The following is a 16,096-nucleotide window of genomic DNA, read 5'->3' as shown; positions in this document are numbered from 1 at the left end:
CTGCCTTGACCTCCCGGGTCAAGCCAGACGACCCCTGTAAAGTGCAGATGCCCCGGTTCACCGGGGTGCCACGCTGCTCGTGTGAAGTTCGGTGAAACCCCGGCACTGTCGACGCAACTGTGAATTCGCCCGTCACTACTCGAGGCGAACGAGTCAGGTCACCGGCCTCGTGGCGACACGATGGTTCTCGGACGAAGGACCGCTCGTGGCGCTTCGCCTCGCGGCCGCGCTGCTCGCGACCCTTCACCACTAGCGGAGGGGTGGCTGTGAGTACTCGGCCGACACGTAAATTCAGATCTGTACTTGCAGCACTGACGGTGAGCACCGCACTGCTTGCCGGTGCCTGCAGTAGCTCGACGTCCGATGCACCCGCAACCACAGCGGCCTCGGACGGCTCGTTCCCGGTGACTGTTGTTTCCGGTCCCACGGATTCCGGCACGGACATCACCATCGAGTCACGTCCGCAGTCGATCGTGTCACTCAGTCCCAGCGCCACCGAGACCCTGTGGGCCGTCGGCGCGGGCGATCAGGTGAAGGCCGTCGACAATCAGTCCGACTACCCGGCCGGTATCCCGGTCACCGATCTCTCGGGCTTTCAACCGAACGTCGAAGCCATCCTCGGCTACGCACCGGATCTGGTGATCGCATCGGATGACATGAACGATCTTGTCTCCGGACTGCAAAAGGCGAAGGTGCCGACACTCCTACTACCGGCAGCGACGAGCATCGACGACGTCTACGCCCAAATCGAGCGCGTCGCGAAGGCCACCGGCCACGAAGACAAGGGCACCGAAGTTGTCGACACCATGCGCTCGGACATCGACGCCGCTGTCGCCAGTGTTCCTGCGCGCCAACAGCCGCTGACGTACTTCCACGAACTCGACTCCTCGCTCTACACCGTCACGAGTTCGAGCTTCGTCGGGCAGATCTACTCGCTGTTCGGAATGAAGAGCATCGCCGACGCCGCGGGGCAGGGTGACTATCCGCAGTTGTCCGCCGAATTCGTGGTACAGGCCAATCCCGATCTCATCTTTCTCGCAGACTCCCAATGCTGTGGAGTGACAGCAGAATCCGTCGCCGCTCGACCCGGGTGGAGCGGCATGAAAGCGGTTACCGGCAACCAGATCCATGTGCTCGACGAAGACCTCTCCAGCCGCTGGGGACCTCGTGTCGCCGACCAGGTGAAGGCCGTCGCGGCCATCGTTGCCCAAGTTCCCGCGGCCTGAGCACTCGATGATCAAAGCCGGTATCTCCCAACATCGGACCGCCGTTCTGCTCGGCGCCGCGCTCATTCTGTGCGCTGCCTTGCTGATCGGTGTTCTGGTGGGGCCGGCCGGATTGACGCCTGATCGGACCATTCTCGAACTTCTGGACGGAATACCCGGCATCCACCTCGATTCCGGCCTCACCGCAACACAGCAGGCGATTCTCTGGCAGATCCGGCTTCCGCGAGTAGTCCTGGGCGCGTTGGTCGGAGCAATGTTGGCGGTAGCCGGCGCCGCCTACCAGGGCGTGTTCCGAAATCCCTTGGCGGATCCGTATCTCCTCGGAGTTTCCAGCGGAGCCGGACTGGGCGCAACCCTCGCCATCGTTTCGGGTGGAGCGCTGGGCATGTTCGGAATTCCCATGGCCGCCTTCGTCGGTGGTGTGCTGGCAGTGTTCGCAACTTATTCGCTCGGTCGAAGCATTGGCGGGCCGCAGAACGCGGTAGTCATCATCCTCGCCGGTGTCGCAGTCGCAGCGTTCACGAATGCAGCGCAGACTTTTGTTCAGCAGCGGTTCGACGATTCACTGCGCGAGGTCTATTCCTGGCTACTCGGCGGACTGTCCACCGACGGTTGGTCGGAAGTTCTGGTTGTCCTGCCGTACGTTGCGCTGGCCTCAGCCGTCATCCTGGTACACCGGCGTGTACTCGACGTGATGGCCGTAGGTGACGTCGAAGCCGCCAGCCTCGGCGTCGACCCGGCCAGATCACGCCTGGTGCTGGTGCTCGCCGCAACTCTGGGAACGGCCGCGGTCGTGAGTGCAAGTGGACTCATCGGCTTTGTCGGAATCGTTGTTCCCCATGCGGTTCGACTGGTCGTCGGCCCGTCTCATCGGCTGCTTCTCCCCCTGTCACTCATGCTCGGAGCGGCGTTTCTCGTCCTCACCGACGTTGCCGCCCGCACGGTCATGGCACCGGCCGAACTCCCCATCGGAGTTGTAACCGCGATGATCGGCGCTCCGTTCTTCCTTCTGGTTCTGCGCCGCAGCCGGGTCTCGGCATGACCGACAGCGCAGTGCGGTGCCGCGACCTCCGAGTCAACCTCGGCGGCAAGGACGTCGTCGACGGCATCGATCTCGATGTGACACCAGGCGATTGGGTTGCCGTGGTCGGGCCGAACGGCGCCGGCAAGACAACCTTGATGCATGCCCTCGCTGGATTGATTTCGTCTACCGGTGAGCTCTCGGTCGGGGGACTGAGTCCTCGCAATTCCAGCCGCTAGGCGATGTCCGCCGTCGTCGCGTTGATGCCTCAGCGTCCGGTAGTACCCGAGGGCTCAACGGTCAAGGAACTGGTAGCGCTCGGCCGTACTCCGTATCTACGACGATTCGGAACCGAAACCGCCACAGATCGTTCGGTGATCACTTCGGTGATCGAAAGGCTCGACCTCACCGAGTTCGCAGATCGACGAGCCACCGAACTTTCCGGCGGCGAATTGCAACGCGTGGTCCTGGCTCGGGCACTGGCTCAAGAGCCGCAGGTACTGCTCCTGGACGAACCCACCAGCGCCCTCGACATCGGTCACCAGCAGCAGGTTCTCGACTTGGTGGAGGAACTGCGTGAAGCCGACAACATCACGGTCATCGCCGCGATGCACGACCTCACTCTCGCGGGTCAGTACGGTCGACGAATCGTGTTGCTGGACAAGGGCAGCGTCGTTGCCGACGGCACTCCCTCATCGGTGCTGGAGGCAGACCTCCTCGGCCGCGTGTACGGCGCTCGGGTCGAAATCCTGGACCGGCCCAGCGGTCCCATAGTTGTTCCGATTCGGCAGGAAGGCACCCGCTGATGGAATTGGTGATGCTCGGCACCGGTGCTGCCGACGGTTGGCCGAACCCGTTCTGTACCTGCCCTTCCTGCCTGGCCGCCCTGTCGAGTGAAACCATCCGCGGGCACACTGCCGCCCTGGTGGACAACAGAATCCTGTTGGACTGTGGACCCGAAGTACCGCGTGCCGCGTCGCGATTCGGTCGCACGCTGGCACACGTCGAACACATCCTGTTGACGCATTCTCATCCCGATCACCTCGGCCCGATGGCATTGCTGTTCCGGTCCTGGGCCTCGCGCACCGAACCACTACAGGTTCTCGGACCACCCGACGCGCTCGATCTCTGCCGAGACTGGGTAGGCCCGGATGACCCGGTGACCTTCACACCGCTCGAGACCGGCCAGTCGATCATGTTGGGCACCTATCGTGTTCGCGCACTCGAAGCCGAACACGAAGTACCCACCCTTCTCTACGACATCACCGACGCATCCGGAACCCGAATCTTCTGGGCCACCGACACCGGGCCTCTGCCCGAATCCACTGTCGACGCCCTTGCCGACGCGCGTTTCGACGCCGTCTTTCTCGAAGAGACCTTCGGCCACAAGACCGACCACGGCACCGGGCACCACGATCTGTCGAGTTTCGCGGAGACGGTGTTGCGGCTCCGCAACTGCGACGCGATCACCGATCGAACCGATGTGGTCGCCGTACACCTCGGGCACCACAACCCCGTCGAAAACGAACTCTCGGAAGCACTTCGTGTGTCAGGGGCGCGAGCGGTTCCGGATGGAGCTGTGCTCGAGATCGGGGTAGGACAGAGCCATCGAACTCTGGTCACCGGTGGCGCCCGCTCGGGCAAGTCCACTTACGCGGAGGGCCTGCTTGCCGGCTACCGGCACGTCACGTACATCGCCACCGGGGATCCGCTGGACGACGATCCCGACTGGATCGAACGAATTGCGTCGCATCGCGCGCGGAGGCCGTCGACGTGGACGACGGTAGAGACCTCCGAGGTGGCCGAAATTCTTTCAGGCGCAACAACACCGATCCTGATCGACTGCCTCGGCACGTGGTTGACCGCGCGCCTGGACCGACATCAGGCATGGACCACAGAAGATCTCAGCGCCGTCCACGCAGATATCGACGTCTTGGCCGACGCCTGGGCCGCCTGTCCGGTACCGATTGTCGCCGTTACCAACGAGGTCGGAAGCGGTGTGGTCCCGGACACGAAGTCCGGGAGACTGTTCCGTGATCTGCTCGGTCTGCTGAACAGCCGCGTCGCCGCTGCATCCGAGTCGGTGGTTCTGATGACCGCCGGACTCCCCCAGCACCTGCGCGGGTGACGTCAGAGCAATCCGGTGAGCTGGCGCGCACAATCGAATAGAAAGCCGACCAACTCTCGATCGCCTTCAGTCACTCGTCCGCTCGCGCCCTGGACGCACAACCCGCCGGCCACCTGGTCCGCGTGATCCCGAACCGGTACTGCGACCGCGGATCGACCCAGGCGACACTCCTGATCCTCGAACGCAAATCCCTGCCGGCGAACAGACCTCAGCTGTTCAGACAAAATATCGAAGTCACCGATCGTGAACTCCGTGACCCGGCGTAGGTCCAAGCCCGGCAGCAACCGCTCGTCGTGCGCCAACAACACCTTCCCCAGCGCATTCGCGTGAAGGTTCTTCGGCAGTGCCGCTATTCCGATGATCTCGTGGTCCGGATCCTTGTCGACGAACCTCAAGCGCCCACCGGCGAATGACGCGACGTGCAATCCGAACCTCGTGTGTGTCCGCATGTCCTCGACGCGCTCGTGCAGCGTGGGCGCCGGACCACTCGACGACGCCGCATGCGAGAGCTCGGCAGTCCGACGCCCCAACGCGAACCCTGACAGGTCCGGCACCCGCACGAGAAAGCCCTCCGCCACCAGCAGATTCAGCATCCGGTACGCCGTGGCCGATGGAACGCCTGCAAAAGTGGCGATCTCCTTCGCGGTTGTTCCCGGTCCCAGATGAGCCACCGCCTCGAGCATCCCCAGCGCCTTCTGGACCGCACGCGGTTGTTGTCCACTGAAGTGGGTCTCGTCGCCGATCTGTTTGCCTGATCGTGGACCAGCGGTTGCACGGTCCGCGGTCACCGCCCATGCTCCGGCGAGTCACCCTCGGCGGTCCCACGATCCGGAACGAGTCGCCTTCGCCCGTCACCGTCGATCAGCAGAGTGCCCGCACCGGGCAACAGGTCCGCCGTCTCGACGCTGTCGAAAGCGCCAACCATCAGAAGGCTTTCAGGTCTGGCTCTACGGAGCAATGCACTCCACACTGTCCCCGACACCGCAACAGCAAGAGCAGCGATCGGCAGTGCCCACATCCCGTGAACCGCACCGTCGAGAACGATGTAGACCAGTAGACCAGCACCGGCGGTACTCACGGACAGGGTGCATATCCGGGTCAGCGACGTATGTTCCCCGATTCGGCGCAAGAACTTCCACGAAGCAAAGGCCACCAGCGTGTAAGCGCAGACCAACGCGGTCTCCACCACGCCGTCGAAGGATCCCGAATCGTCGCGAACCGTATCCGAATAGATGAATACGCCCGCCGCACTTACCGCGACGAACGCAAGTACCGCAACGTACGGGGTGCGGAACCGTCTGTGTACGCGAGCGAGCGGCGCAGGCAGTACCCGTTCGATCCCCATCGAGTACAACAACCGCGAACCCGCCTGCGCACAACCGAGAGTGGATGCGAACCAGGAACACGTCATTCCGATCTTGACTGCCAGAACCACTTCCGCGCTGGCTCCGGATGCCGTTCCTTCGAAGTACGCTCCGACGATCGTTGCGCCGTGGCCGGTCATCGCCGCCCAGGCCGCAAAAACGAAGAGGACCCCGCAGATGATCGGCGAAATGAGAACCGTGCGTGTGACGCTGATGAGTGGTCGTTTCGCTTCCGGGCCGAAGAAGGCCGAGCTTTCGAAGCCCGCCATGCTGAGCACCGTCAGCATCGCGAGAAACGGAACTGCACTCAGCGACGGATTCGGCAGGGCAACAGCAGTTGTCGTGTCACTGTGCGTCGCCAGCATGACCACGACGATGAGAATCAACGAGCACGCTTCGACGACCAGGATCGCTCGGGTGGCGAACCGGACGCCTCGCACTGCAATCCACGCGACGGCCAGGGCAATCGCCACCGTCGTGATCACCGTCGCGGCAGGCCCTCGCACGTCGGGGCCGACAATGGCGATGGTATCGAGCAGACTCGGAACTGCCTGCGAGAAAACCGAAACCGAGATTCCGAGATACCCGAGTACCAGTGCGGCACCCGCCGTCAGTGTCGCCCGGATACCGGAGCCTTGGAAGACGAAGCTGTACAACGATCCTGCTGCGGCCAGTCTCCGCGTGAACTGAGTGATGCAGAACGCAACGAGAAACACCGCCGAAGTTGTCGCAGCAATCGCAGCCAACCCGACGTAGCCGGGACTGTAGGTGATCATCCACAGGGCGATGAACACCATTCCCGTTGCCGGAGCGATCGTGGAAAGTGATTGCCCCAACAGGTCGATCGGGGTCAGACGTCCTCGTCCGAGACCACGGAGCGGGGAGAACACGGGCTCACTGTGTTGATCCGCATTCTGCGCTCGCGTGATCGCCGCACGCAGTGCCGCACTCACGGCCATGTGTCACCGTCCGTCGCGTCCAGGCCCGAACCTACGAGCGAATTGTCAGAATTCGGTCAAGTTAGTCCGCTTATGTTTCCGCGCAGTTTCCACGATGGCGCGCACAGAACTTTCAAGTGAGAATCCGACTCTGTTTCCCACCCAGCGTCATGCCGGATCAAGGGCGGCCGACGGTATCCGTCCCCTCCGGGAGCACCTTGACCTGCGAGTTCTCCGATTCTCACACGACAACTGCTCTCTCAGTTGCACCTCGTCCAGGCGTAGCGCGGTCGACGCGGGTTCGCAGCATCGCCCGTACAGGATGTGTCCCACACACCACCGGCACTACCCGAGAGGAACGGAGGAAGCATGGACTTGGTCAGCGCCACCACTTCGGCGATCATCGGATTTGTTCTCCTGCTCGCCGGCATTCCCAAGCTGAACGACCACGACGGGGTCCTTCGTTCGGTGCGCGGATACAAAGTGTTGCCGGTGCGACTCGAAGTACCTATCGCTCGCATCCTTCCCGTCACGGAAACCGTCGTAGGCATCCTTCTGGTTCTCGGCGTGGCCCATCGCCTCGCCGCCTTGGTTGCTGCCGTCATGTTCGCGTCGTTCTTCACGGGCCTCACGATCAACCTCCTGCGTGGGCGACGCGATCTGGACTGCGGATGTTTTGCATTCGGAGTCGGCGAGATTCCGCGTATCGGATGGTTCCACGCCGTTCGCGCCGGAACACTCGCGGTGATCGCTGTGGCACTGTCGGTCACCGCCGGACAGGCTGAGATCGGCGTCCAGGTCGTGGCGGCGACCTTCGGATTCCTCCTCGTTCTGGCGGGAGTTGCTCTCGCACAGATTCGTTCGGTGGTCCACCTCGGACGACGCCCGGTCGACGACTACCTGTCGAGTGCCTCCATTCGCCTCCGAACCGCCGAAACCGCGTCCCGGTACGGCTCGTGAACTCACATCCCCACCACTGAAAACTCGAAGGCAGGACTACCACGATGACCACTTTCCTCCTTGTCGCGACAGTGATCCTGGTGATCGCCGTAGCCGTACTGTTCTTGATGGTTCTTGCTCTGGCTCGTGAAATCGGCCGCGTACAAGTACGTCTCGGACCTCTCGGTGCCCGGATGATGGATACCGGCCCCAAGGTCGAACAGGCCGGCCCGTCGTTTGCCGGTCTCATCGATCAGGAAGGACGGACCGTCGGAGTCGGTGGTCACCGCGACAAACCTCAACTCCTGCTGTTCACAGCACCGAGTTGCTCGACGTGCAAGAGCCTTCTTCCCGGCGTAAGGGCAATGGCCCGAGCCGAATCGGATCTCGACGTGATCATCATCTCGGACGGAACACCCGAAGAGCATCGCGAGTTCCTGGCCGGCAGCGGGATCGGTTCCGAGCTCAGTTACATCGACGCTCGAGACGTCGGTATCGCGTACCAAGTGGGCACCACTCCGTACGGCGTGATTCTCGACGAGCACGGCAAGATCCGAGGAAAGGGCCTGTGCAATCACATGGCTCAGGTGGAAAGCCTGCTCAATGCGCTCGAATCCGGCACCCCCTCACTCCAGCACCTTCATGCCCAGGCGAAATCCGGCAGCGCGGCCTGATCTTCCTGCACAGTTCGATCCTCTTCACGAATCAGGAGAAAATCGTTGGACGACAATGAATTCCCGCAGCACAACATGACGGAGAACCGATATCCCGTCGACGAGGCGACAGTTCAGGCCCAGGCCGAATGGATGGCGGGCCAGGGCGGTTCGCTCACCAGTCGAACCGGACGCAAACTCTCCGAACGCGTTTCGCGGCGGTCCATGATCAGCCGGATCGGCAAGTGGACCATGGGTGTGTCAGGAGTGGCACTGATCAGCACACTTCCTGTGACACGTAGTGCCTTCGCCCAAGAGTCCGAGGTTCCTGCGCCGGCACCTGGCCCCGAACCTCTTGTCCCTGTCTACGACGGTAAAGATCCGGCCGAGTGCGAGTACTGGCGCTGGTGCAACATGGACGGAACGTCGTGTGCCGCATGCAACGGCGGCGGTGTCACCACCTGCGCCCCCGGCAGCAAGCCCGGCGCAGAGTTCTGGGTCGGATGCTGCACCAACCCTGATACCGGCAAGACCTATCTGATCGCCTACTACGACTGCTGCGGTGCGCCTTCGTGTTCCAACGCATTCTGCGGCGAACCGGACATGCAGGCCGTGATGTACAACCCGGTCTCCGGAAGCTACGACCAGGAAATCATCTGGTGTGTCTCCGACGAGTCCCAGGCATACACCTGCACGATGGCGCCCATCATCGGTGAGGACTGCCAGACTCGACCGGCCGAGCGCCCCAAGGTCGGTGCCGGATCATGAGCAGTCCGCGAACCCGAAAACTGGCGCGACCCGCCGTTGCCGTCATCCCACTCACCGTCGTACTCGCGCTGGCCGGTTGCAGTTCGTCCGACAACGACGAACCTTCCAGCGCAGGTGATGTCACCTATCCGACAGTTCCGTTCACTGCACCGGGCGAGGGAATCTCCCTCGGTCACGACGACCAGGAAATCGGCGACACCATTCCCGAGCCGTTGCACGTCGGTTCGATCACCCCGATCGCAGCTGACCGCTTGCTGGGCGTCGAAGGTGGATTCGGCCAACTCGAGCTCAGCGTCAACGTCATCGATCCGAAAACCGGTGTGGCCGAGAGCCGGATCACCGTCGGCCCGGGTATCTGGGATCCGGTCATTCACGGATTCGTCGGGGATTCCGCCGAGGATCCTGCGGTGCTCGCTGCCGAGGTGTGGCGGCCCCGAGGTTCCCGCGGCGCAGCAGATTTCACGGTCAGCACCTACTCCGGAAACCTGCTGGAACCAGCCGAGGTCATGCTTCCGGACGTCGCACGCGTACATTCCCGTCCCGGCTCGAACGCCGTGACCTCCGACGGCAAGTTCTTCGTCACGTGGGACGACGGTTTGTACGGCATCAGAGTGGTCGACCTCGAGAAGAAGGAAGCGACCGGTGCACTCCAGATAGTCGGCTGCGGTCCGTTCACGTGGATGGTCGATCACGAGCTGTACAGCGTCTGCGAGGACACCCGGGAACTGCTGCACGTCACGATCGGTGACGACGGTGTTCCGAAGGAAACCGCCCGAAGCAAGGTCCTACCCGAGGATTTTGTCTCCACCCGCAAGGTCACGTGGGCATCGAAAGCGAATAAAGCCTTGCTGGTCAGTGAGAACGGCGATGTGTACGTCTTCGACTTCTCCAACGGACTACCTCAGGAAGGTGTCAAGCCGATCGGAAACGCCGGGCAGGACTCCGGTCGATTCTCGGAGAACGTCATCAACGCCGACGCAACCCGGCTCGCAATCGCGTACACGGACACGGCTATTCATCCGGACTCTGCTCGGGGAGGCTCACTGGTCAAGATCGACTTGTCCGACGCAACGACCTTCGCCCCAGTGAAGAGCTTGACGCTTGCAGACCTCGGCTTGACAGACATCAAGAGCATGACCTTTTCCGTCGACGGCGCCACGTTCTACGTGCTCGGTACCGGACCTGAGGTCGAAGGCTCCGCTCCGCAGAAGATCGTGGGTTACAACGCGAGCACCGGCGAGCAGGTCAGTTCCGTCGATGTCTCGGGCAACGTCGGGGATGTCAGCGGGTTGATCACACCAGAAGTACTCCGATGAGTCGTCCCGGATCCGGTGTGGTGATGGGCCGGCGCCGCTTCCTGAGTTTGGGAGCACTCGGCGCCGGAGCACTCGGGCTCGGCGCAACGGGGACGATTGCCGGATGCAGTTCCACTGCAGCATCTCCGACGCCCACAACCGATCTCGACTACATCCTGCCCACCGACCCCGAAGTTGCCGCCGCAGAATCGGCGCGAGCCTGGAACGGGACCACCGCTGCGTTTGCCCTTGCCGCCGGATTCTCGACGGTAGATCTTGGCGGACGCCTCGTGGACACGTGGACGTACGGAGGCGCTGCGGTGGCTCCGGAACTTCGCCTGAAGTCCGGTGACCGGGTGAACGTCAGCGTCCAGAACGGCCTCGACGCCGAAACAACACTGCATTGGCACGGAATTCGAGTCCGCAACGACATGGATGGCGCGGCACCCACCACGCAGGCTCCCATCGGTGCCGGTTCGAGTTTCGAGTACAACTTCATCGCAACGGATCCGGGAACGTACTGGTACCACTCGCACAGCGGATTACAAGCCGATCGGGGGCTGTTCGGCGCCTTGATCGTCGAGAACCCGAACGACATCACCGGGGCCGACGTCGATGCCGTTCTGGTGCTCGACGACTGGCTCGACGGATTGGGTACCACACCGGATTCCGTCCTGATGGCCCTGAACCCGGCAATTTCGGGCGGGCACGGCGGACACGGCGGTGGGGCAACAACTCCGGCGGAACACTCGGAAGCCGACATGTCCGTCGCGCAACAGTTGGTGAGCGGCGGACACGGTTCTTCCGAACCACTCGGCGGGATGACTCAACACATCGCGTATCCACTGCACTTGATCAACGGGCGGCCACCCAACGATCCTGCTGTCGTCACTGCAGCGCCCGGTTCGACCCTGCGACTGCGAATCATCAACGCAGCGGCCGAAACTCCGTATCGGTTCGCTGTGGCCGGTCACGAGATGACAATTGTCGCTACCGATGGCTACGACGTGGAACCAACTCCTGCCGACACCATCATCGTCGGAATGGCGCAGCGCTACGACGTGCTGGTGACGGTGAAGTCGGGAACATGGCCGGTGGTGGCGAAGGTCGAGGGCCGAGATGGTTATGCGTCGACCGTCCTACGCAGCACCGACGCGTTGGCCCTGGCGAACCCGGATGTGGGCGGAAACCTCTCGGAACTGGCCGGCCGACTGGTCACCGAAAGCGAACTCCGGCCCACGGAATCCGCACGGCTCGAGACGAAGTCGCCTGATCGCGACTACCACATCGAATTGATCCAGGCCGGCGATCGGTACGTCTGGGGAATGGCGGGAGCCGATGCGGGCAAGCTCGTCATGAAACAGGGCGAACGGGTCCGGATCACGATGAAGAACACGTCCACGATGTGGCACCCGATGCACACCCACGGCCACACGTTTGCGGTACCGGATTACGGCGGACTTCGCCGCGACACCGTCAACGTCCTACCCGGCACCGAGCTTGCCATCGAGTTCGACGCCGACAATCCCGGCGAGTGGATGTTCCACTGCCACAACGCCTACCACTTCGAGGCCGGCATGACGGCAAATCTGCGTTACGTCCGCTGACAAGTCGAAGAATGGAGAGAACACCTCATGAAGAAACTCGTTCCCGCTTTCCTGGTCGCGTGCGCTGCCCTGAGCCTCACCGCCTGCAGTAGTGATGCCGGTGCGTCGTCGGACGAACCTGCAGTCGTGATCGAGGTGAAGAACATGGCGTACACACCGGCATCGGTCACCATCGAGAAGGGACAGACCGTCGAATGGAAGTTCGACGACAGCGGACTCCCCCACGACGTGGTCGGCAACGGTGATCTCGACGGGAAACTGAAGAGCGAGTTGCTCACCGAGGGAACCTTCTCGTACACGTTCGACGACGCCGGCACCTTCACCTACCACTGCACGCCCCATCCGATGATGGTGGGCACCGTGATCGTTCAATAGTGAGGAGGTGGATCGTCGGCTTCGGCCTCGCTGTCGCGGCGACGTGTGTCCCAGCTTGCGGCACAGAAGATCCCGTCCCCGATGTGGTGGTCGAGATCAGCAATGTTCAGTTCAGCCCGATGGACGTCACCGTGGAGCACGGCGGCACCGTCGAGTGGCGCTTCGACGACGGCGGACTCCTGCATCACGTGGAATCACCCGGCCTGTTCGACAGCGGTATCACCGGAGACGGAACGTTCCGGCACACGTTCGAGAGCGTCGGAGTCTACGAATATTCGTGCTCCGTGCACCCGTACATGATCGGAGTCATCACAGTGCTGTGAACTCTGGCTCATCACTTTTCGCTGCGACTTCGGCTCGACACTTTTCCTGAACCACAAACACTTCGGAGGATCTGATGACTACTGTTCTCTCACACGGCCCACTGCAAACCGACGTCCCTGACATCCGGCCGACCCTTCAAGGATCGGTCGGCACCGCGACCCGTGTCAGCCTCGTCGCGGCGGGCGCCGCTGCGGGCGCCGGCCTCGCACTCGTGGCCACGCCATCTGCGACAACAGCTTTGACCACAGCTGTTATCGGCGCCGGGCTGGTTACGTCGCTGGCCGCGAACTGGTCGACCTGCGGAATGTCCGTCGCCGGAGTTGTTGCGGCGCCGAAGCAAGTCGATCGGAAGGGATCCTCGACTCCCGTCCGCCGACTCGGCTGGCACGCTCTGGGTTCGGTCACGACGGGAGCCGTCACCGGGGCATTGATCGGCGCTCTCGGTGCGGCGATGTCCGGGTACGTGCCGGTCGGCTGGGCGCTGGGCGTCTGGGCCGTCGTCGCGGTTGCATACGGGCTGCACGAGTTGGGTGCGGTGAGCATGCCGACTCCGATGCGGCGCCAACAGCTTCCGCGCCATCTGCGCCGCACGATGGCGCCCTGGAAGGTCTCGCTGATCTTCGGCGCGATCATCGGTCCGGGATTTCTGATCTTCATCCGCTCGAGTGCGTACTACCTCCTGGCACTCGGCGTCATGGCTTCGGGTTCACCGGCTCTCGGGGCGGCGCTGTTCACAGTCGTATCCCTTGGCCGCTGCATGCCCAGCCTCGCGGCAATCGTGCACACCAAGCGCGGTGGCTCGATGCCGGGATTCCTCTCGATCATGTGCGTCGTGGACCGTCGCGTGCAGAGCGTCACCGGCGCGGCATTGATCGCACTGGGAGCATTCGCCGCCGCAGCACTGATCTGACTCTCGACCGAGCACCCTTCACCTCGAGTGAACACACGCTCCGACTCTCCGGAGCGTGTGTTCACTCGACAGAAACCGTGCGCACTCACCCCGCGTCAGGGAATCGACAGCGCCACCTGGACCGAGTCCTCCGACGGCGACGTCACCTTTGCGTCCCGGCTCCACAGCATGTCGAGCGCCGCCTTGGGCTTGGCAAGGACCCACTCCCGCGCGGCGTTCTTGATCAGCGTCGGAGTTGCGCACCCGCAATCGCTGTTCACCCCGTCTGCGTCGATGCCGACGTCTCGGCACAATGCCACGGCGCGTGGCACGTGATACCCCTGAGTGACGATCAACGCCTTGGTCACCCCATACGTATGTATGGCCCGGAAGCAGGTGTCATAGGTGTCGAGGCCGTACGGATCCCCCACGATGCGACGCGCATCGATTCCCTGCTCCACCAGGTAGTTCGTCATCGCGGCGATCTCGTCACCCGAGCCGCCGTTCGCGTCGCCGGAGACCAGGACCGCTTTAGCCTTTCCCGCTTCCACCAGTTCGACTGCTGCGTCCAGCCGCCCTTTCAGGAAAGCCATCGGCTTACCGTCCTTGATCTGCGCGCCCAGCACGATCACTACTGGAGCATCGGGAGCATCGGCGGCGTCCGACGTGTGGCCGGCCGACGCCACGGAGATCCACACGATCGAGCCCACGTAGACAACTGCTCCGAGCACCGCAATGCCTGCGACCCAACGAGGCCACCGGCGCTTGCGCGGCGGTTTCACTGGATCTGCAGCGGCTTCGTCCATTCGTCGATCAAACCACACGGTTTCTTCACCGCTTAGGCGCTCGGTCGATCCTCCATCCCTCCGCGCCACTGCGCTCGGCCCACAGATCCGAGTACTTTCCACCTCGCGCGATCAGGTCTTCGTGGGAGCCGACCTCCTCGACCCCTCCGGCTTCGAGGTAGACGATGCGATCTGCTCCCTGAATAGTCGACAGGCGATGAGCGATGATCACCACCGTTCGACCACGGGCCAATCGGTGAATTGCCTCGGTGATGGCGACTTCGTTCTCTCCGTCGAGGGCGGAAGTCGCTTCGTCGAGTAGAACTATCGGAGTGTCCTTGAGGAATGCCCGCGCAATCGAGACCCGCTGACGTTCACCGCCGGACAGCAGTGATCCGCCTTCACCTACCCTGGTCTCCTCGCCGCTCGGCAAACGGTCGATCACTTCGCCTAGTCTGGAATCCACCACTGCTTGACGGACCTCCGACTCGGTGGCATCCGGTCTCGCCAACCGAACGTTCTCCAGGATGGTCCCGTCGAACAGGTAAACCTGCTGTGAGACAGTCGATATCCGAGACATCAATGCTCTCGTTCCGATCTCGCGAACATCGGCTCCCCCGATGGTTACCGCACCTTCGTCTACGTCCCAGAATCTGGAGATCAGCCGAACCAGAGTTGTCTTTCCGGAACCGGAAGGACCGACCAGAGCGGTGACCGAGCAGTCCGGGAACTCGAGGCTCACGTTACGAATCACGCGATCCGGGCCGTAGCCGAAGGAAACCGAATCGAACCGAATATCATACGAAGTAGGCTCTTTCGGCACCTCAGGCTCCGCCAGCACCGGTACATCGATCATCTCTCGGACAGATCCGAGCGACACCCGGGCCAGTGAGATACCTTCACCGAATCCTGCGAGCATCTGCATCGGCTCCACGAACCTCACGGCCAACACGAGAACAACGATCACGCTTGCTGTGTCGATGGACCCGGTGGTGACCAGCAGTGCCGCCAGTACCAGGACGGTGAGAAAGGCAACCTGAACGACGATCATGAACCGCAGCAGATACTTGTCGACCGATCCGATTTCCTGCAGGTGTGCGTCCCGGTTGGACACAAGAGCTTCGTCCAACCGAGTCCAGCCTTCGCCGCTCTTACCGGCCGAACGTAGAACTTGCTGCGCCTGTGCATATTCGACGACGCGCGATGCCAACTCGGATTCGCTCTTGCCGATCGCCTCGTATTCGGGAACAACCGCACGCTGCACGTTGCGGTAAGCCCGAATCCCCAGTGGAACGAAGACGACCATCGCGAGGGACAGTCGCCAGTCCACAAACAACACAGCGATCGCCACTGTCGCTGGAGTCACCGTGACGGTGACGAGTTGCGCGATGATCATTCCCGGGATGCTCATCAAGATAGCCGTGCCCTCGGTGACCAGGCGAGTGAACGCTCCACGGTTTGCCTTGCTGAACCACCCGAGCGGAACCTGCACCACGTGCTCACCGAGGCGATGCATGATTCCACCGGCAAAACCCTCGATTCCGATGCGGTACGCCCGATTCTCGGCGATCCACCGTACGGCGCCACAGGCCACCGCCACGAGAGCAGCCGTGACAACCCACGGCACTGCGGCGTCGTAATCGCCGCGAACCACCGCTTTCAGGATCGGAATAATCAGTGCAAAGACGACACCCTCGAGTATCCCAGCGAGCGTGAAACCTGCTATCTGACATCGCATCCCATTGCCGCGCCCGAGGATTTCGTCCAGGTCTTGAATCATTGCA

Annotated in this window: 15 protein-coding genes and 1 pseudogene; 12 read left to right on the top strand and 4 right to left on the bottom strand. The window is 62.6% G+C overall.

Annotated features, from left to right (window positions below):
* Nucleotides 1–266: 266 nt before the first annotated feature.
* The 4 genes and pseudogenes from ACN50D_RS05915 to ACN50D_RS05900 all read left to right on the top strand — a co-directional run bounded on the left by ACN50D_RS05915 (nucleotide 267) and on the right by ACN50D_RS05900 (nucleotide 4,375).
* Nucleotides 267–1,226 carry an ABC transporter substrate-binding protein gene (locus tag ACN50D_RS05915; RefSeq protein WP_003940083.1) on the top strand — a complete coding sequence of 320 codons (960 nt, stop codon included), beginning with the start codon at nucleotides 267–269 and terminating at the stop codon, nucleotides 1,224–1,226.
* 7 nt (nucleotides 1,227–1,233) lie between these two features.
* A complete protein-coding gene (locus ACN50D_RS05910; protein WP_019745569.1) occupies nucleotides 1,234–2,268 on the top strand; it encodes a FecCD family ABC transporter permease in 1,035 nt (344 codons plus the stop codon).
* A pseudogene (locus ACN50D_RS05905) lies at nucleotides 2,265–3,053 on the top strand (ABC transporter ATP-binding protein). The gene ACN50D_RS05910 and the pseudogene ACN50D_RS05905 overlap by 4 nt, the downstream one beginning before the upstream one ends.
* Complete coding sequence (locus ACN50D_RS05900; protein WP_211921018.1) at nucleotides 3,053–4,375, top strand: bifunctional adenosylcobinamide kinase/adenosylcobinamide-phosphate guanylyltransferase; 1,323 nt, start codon at nucleotides 3,053–3,055, stop codon at nucleotides 4,373–4,375. Before ACN50D_RS05905 ends, ACN50D_RS05900 begins: the two are co-directional and overlap by 1 nt.
* A 2-nt stretch (nucleotides 4,376–4,377) precedes the next feature.
* Here ACN50D_RS05900 and ACN50D_RS05895 read toward each other — a convergent pair whose 3' ends face one another.
* Nucleotides 4,378–5,163, bottom strand: coding sequence for an IclR family transcriptional regulator (locus ACN50D_RS05895; protein WP_211921020.1), 786 nt, complete (start codon nucleotides 5,161–5,163; stop codon nucleotides 4,378–4,380).
* Nucleotides 5,160–6,698, bottom strand: coding sequence for an APC family permease (locus tag ACN50D_RS05890; RefSeq protein WP_042447105.1), 1,539 nt, complete (start codon nucleotides 6,696–6,698; stop codon nucleotides 5,160–5,162). Before ACN50D_RS05890 ends, ACN50D_RS05895 begins: the two co-directional genes overlap by 4 nt.
* A gap of 348 nt (nucleotides 6,699–7,046) precedes the next feature.
* On the opposite strand from ACN50D_RS05890, the gene ACN50D_RS05885 reads away from it, so the two are divergent.
* From ACN50D_RS05885 to ACN50D_RS05850, 8 genes are all read left to right on the top strand, one after another.
* Nucleotides 7,047–7,637 (top strand): MauE/DoxX family redox-associated membrane protein, encoded by a 591-nt coding sequence (locus ACN50D_RS05885; RefSeq protein WP_031330762.1) that lies wholly within the window; start codon nucleotides 7,047–7,049, stop codon nucleotides 7,635–7,637.
* Between the two features lie 44 nt (nucleotides 7,638–7,681).
* Entirely contained in the window at nucleotides 7,682–8,290 is a 609-nt protein-coding gene (locus tag ACN50D_RS05880) for a redoxin domain-containing protein (protein WP_019745575.1), read from the top strand.
* Nucleotides 8,291–8,365: 75 nt separating this feature from the next.
* On the top strand, nucleotides 8,366–9,037 hold the full coding sequence (locus tag ACN50D_RS05875; protein WP_211921090.1) for a methylamine dehydrogenase light chain: 672 nt from the start codon (nucleotides 8,366–8,368) through the stop codon (nucleotides 9,035–9,037).
* Entirely contained in the window at nucleotides 9,034–10,353 is a 1,320-nt protein-coding gene (locus ACN50D_RS05870; RefSeq protein ID WP_007729697.1) for a hypothetical protein, read from the top strand. The genes ACN50D_RS05875 and ACN50D_RS05870 overlap by 4 nt, the downstream gene beginning before the upstream one ends.
* Nucleotides 10,350–11,939 (top strand): multicopper oxidase family protein, encoded by a 1,590-nt coding sequence (locus ACN50D_RS05865; RefSeq protein ID WP_211921022.1) that lies wholly within the window; start codon nucleotides 10,350–10,352, stop codon nucleotides 11,937–11,939. The genes ACN50D_RS05870 and ACN50D_RS05865 overlap by 4 nt, the downstream gene beginning before the upstream one ends.
* Before the next feature lie 27 nt (nucleotides 11,940–11,966).
* A complete protein-coding gene (locus ACN50D_RS05860; RefSeq protein ID WP_064073870.1) occupies nucleotides 11,967–12,314 on the top strand; it encodes a plastocyanin/azurin family copper-binding protein in 348 nt (115 codons plus the stop codon).
* A complete protein-coding gene (locus ACN50D_RS05855; RefSeq protein ID WP_019745578.1) occupies nucleotides 12,314–12,637 on the top strand; it encodes a cupredoxin domain-containing protein in 324 nt (107 codons plus the stop codon). Before ACN50D_RS05860 ends, ACN50D_RS05855 begins: the two co-directional genes overlap by 1 nt.
* 74 nt (nucleotides 12,638–12,711) lie before the next feature.
* Nucleotides 12,712–13,548, top strand: coding sequence for a hypothetical protein (locus ACN50D_RS05850; RefSeq protein WP_042447112.1), 837 nt, complete (start codon nucleotides 12,712–12,714; stop codon nucleotides 13,546–13,548).
* Nucleotides 13,549–13,643: 95 nt separating this feature from the next.
* Here the strand turns inward: ACN50D_RS05850 and ACN50D_RS05845 are convergent, their stop codons facing one another.
* Both ACN50D_RS05845 and ACN50D_RS05840 read right to left on the bottom strand, forming a co-directional pair.
* Nucleotides 13,644–14,333, bottom strand: coding sequence for a SanA/YdcF family protein (locus ACN50D_RS05845; RefSeq protein ID WP_211921024.1), 690 nt, complete (start codon nucleotides 14,331–14,333; stop codon nucleotides 13,644–13,646).
* A 25-nt stretch (nucleotides 14,334–14,358) separates the two neighbouring features.
* Nucleotides 14,359–16,092 carry an ABC transporter ATP-binding protein gene (locus ACN50D_RS05840; RefSeq protein ID WP_211921026.1) on the bottom strand — a complete coding sequence of 578 codons (1,734 nt, stop codon included), beginning with the start codon at nucleotides 16,090–16,092 and terminating at the stop codon, nucleotides 14,359–14,361.
* Between the last annotated feature and the right edge of the window lie 4 nt (nucleotides 16,093–16,096).

It is taken from the genome of Rhodococcus sp. SB1D, assembly GCF_048573875.1.
GTDB classification, from domain to species: domain Bacteria; phylum Actinomycetota; class Actinomycetes; order Mycobacteriales; family Mycobacteriaceae; genus Rhodococcus_F; species Rhodococcus_F qingshengii.
This window is presented reverse-complemented; position numbering and strand designations above follow the sequence as displayed.

Coding starts and splice junctions, on each gene's coding strand:
- ACN50D_RS05910 (WP_019745569.1), top strand. CDS start 1,234: ATGATCAAAGCCGGTATCTCCCAACATCGGACCGCCGTTCTGCTCGGC.
- ACN50D_RS05900 (WP_211921018.1), top strand. CDS start 3,053: ATGGAATTGGTGATGCTCGGCACCGGTGCTGCCGACGGTTGGCCGAAC.
- ACN50D_RS05890 (WP_042447105.1), bottom strand. CDS start 6,698: ATGGCCGTGAGTGCGGCACTGCGTGCGGCGATCACGCGAGCGCAGAAT.
- ACN50D_RS05885 (WP_031330762.1), top strand. CDS start 7,047: ATGGACTTGGTCAGCGCCACCACTTCGGCGATCATCGGATTTGTTCTC.
- ACN50D_RS05880 (WP_019745575.1), top strand. CDS start 7,682: ATGACCACTTTCCTCCTTGTCGCGACAGTGATCCTGGTGATCGCCGTA.
- ACN50D_RS05875 (WP_211921090.1), top strand. CDS start 8,366: ATGACGGAGAACCGATATCCCGTCGACGAGGCGACAGTTCAGGCCCAG.
- ACN50D_RS05870 (WP_007729697.1), top strand. CDS start 9,034: ATGAGCAGTCCGCGAACCCGAAAACTGGCGCGACCCGCCGTTGCCGTC.
- ACN50D_RS05865 (WP_211921022.1), top strand. CDS start 10,350: ATGAGTCGTCCCGGATCCGGTGTGGTGATGGGCCGGCGCCGCTTCCTG.
- ACN50D_RS05860 (WP_064073870.1), top strand. CDS start 11,967: ATGAAGAAACTCGTTCCCGCTTTCCTGGTCGCGTGCGCTGCCCTGAGC.
- ACN50D_RS05850 (WP_042447112.1), top strand. CDS start 12,712: ATGACTACTGTTCTCTCACACGGCCCACTGCAAACCGACGTCCCTGAC.
- ACN50D_RS05845 (WP_211921024.1), bottom strand. CDS start 14,333: ATGGACGAAGCCGCTGCAGATCCAGTGAAACCGCCGCGCAAGCGCCGG.
- ACN50D_RS05840 (WP_211921026.1), bottom strand. CDS start 16,092: ATGATTCAAGACCTGGACGAAATCCTCGGGCGCGGCAATGGGATGCGA.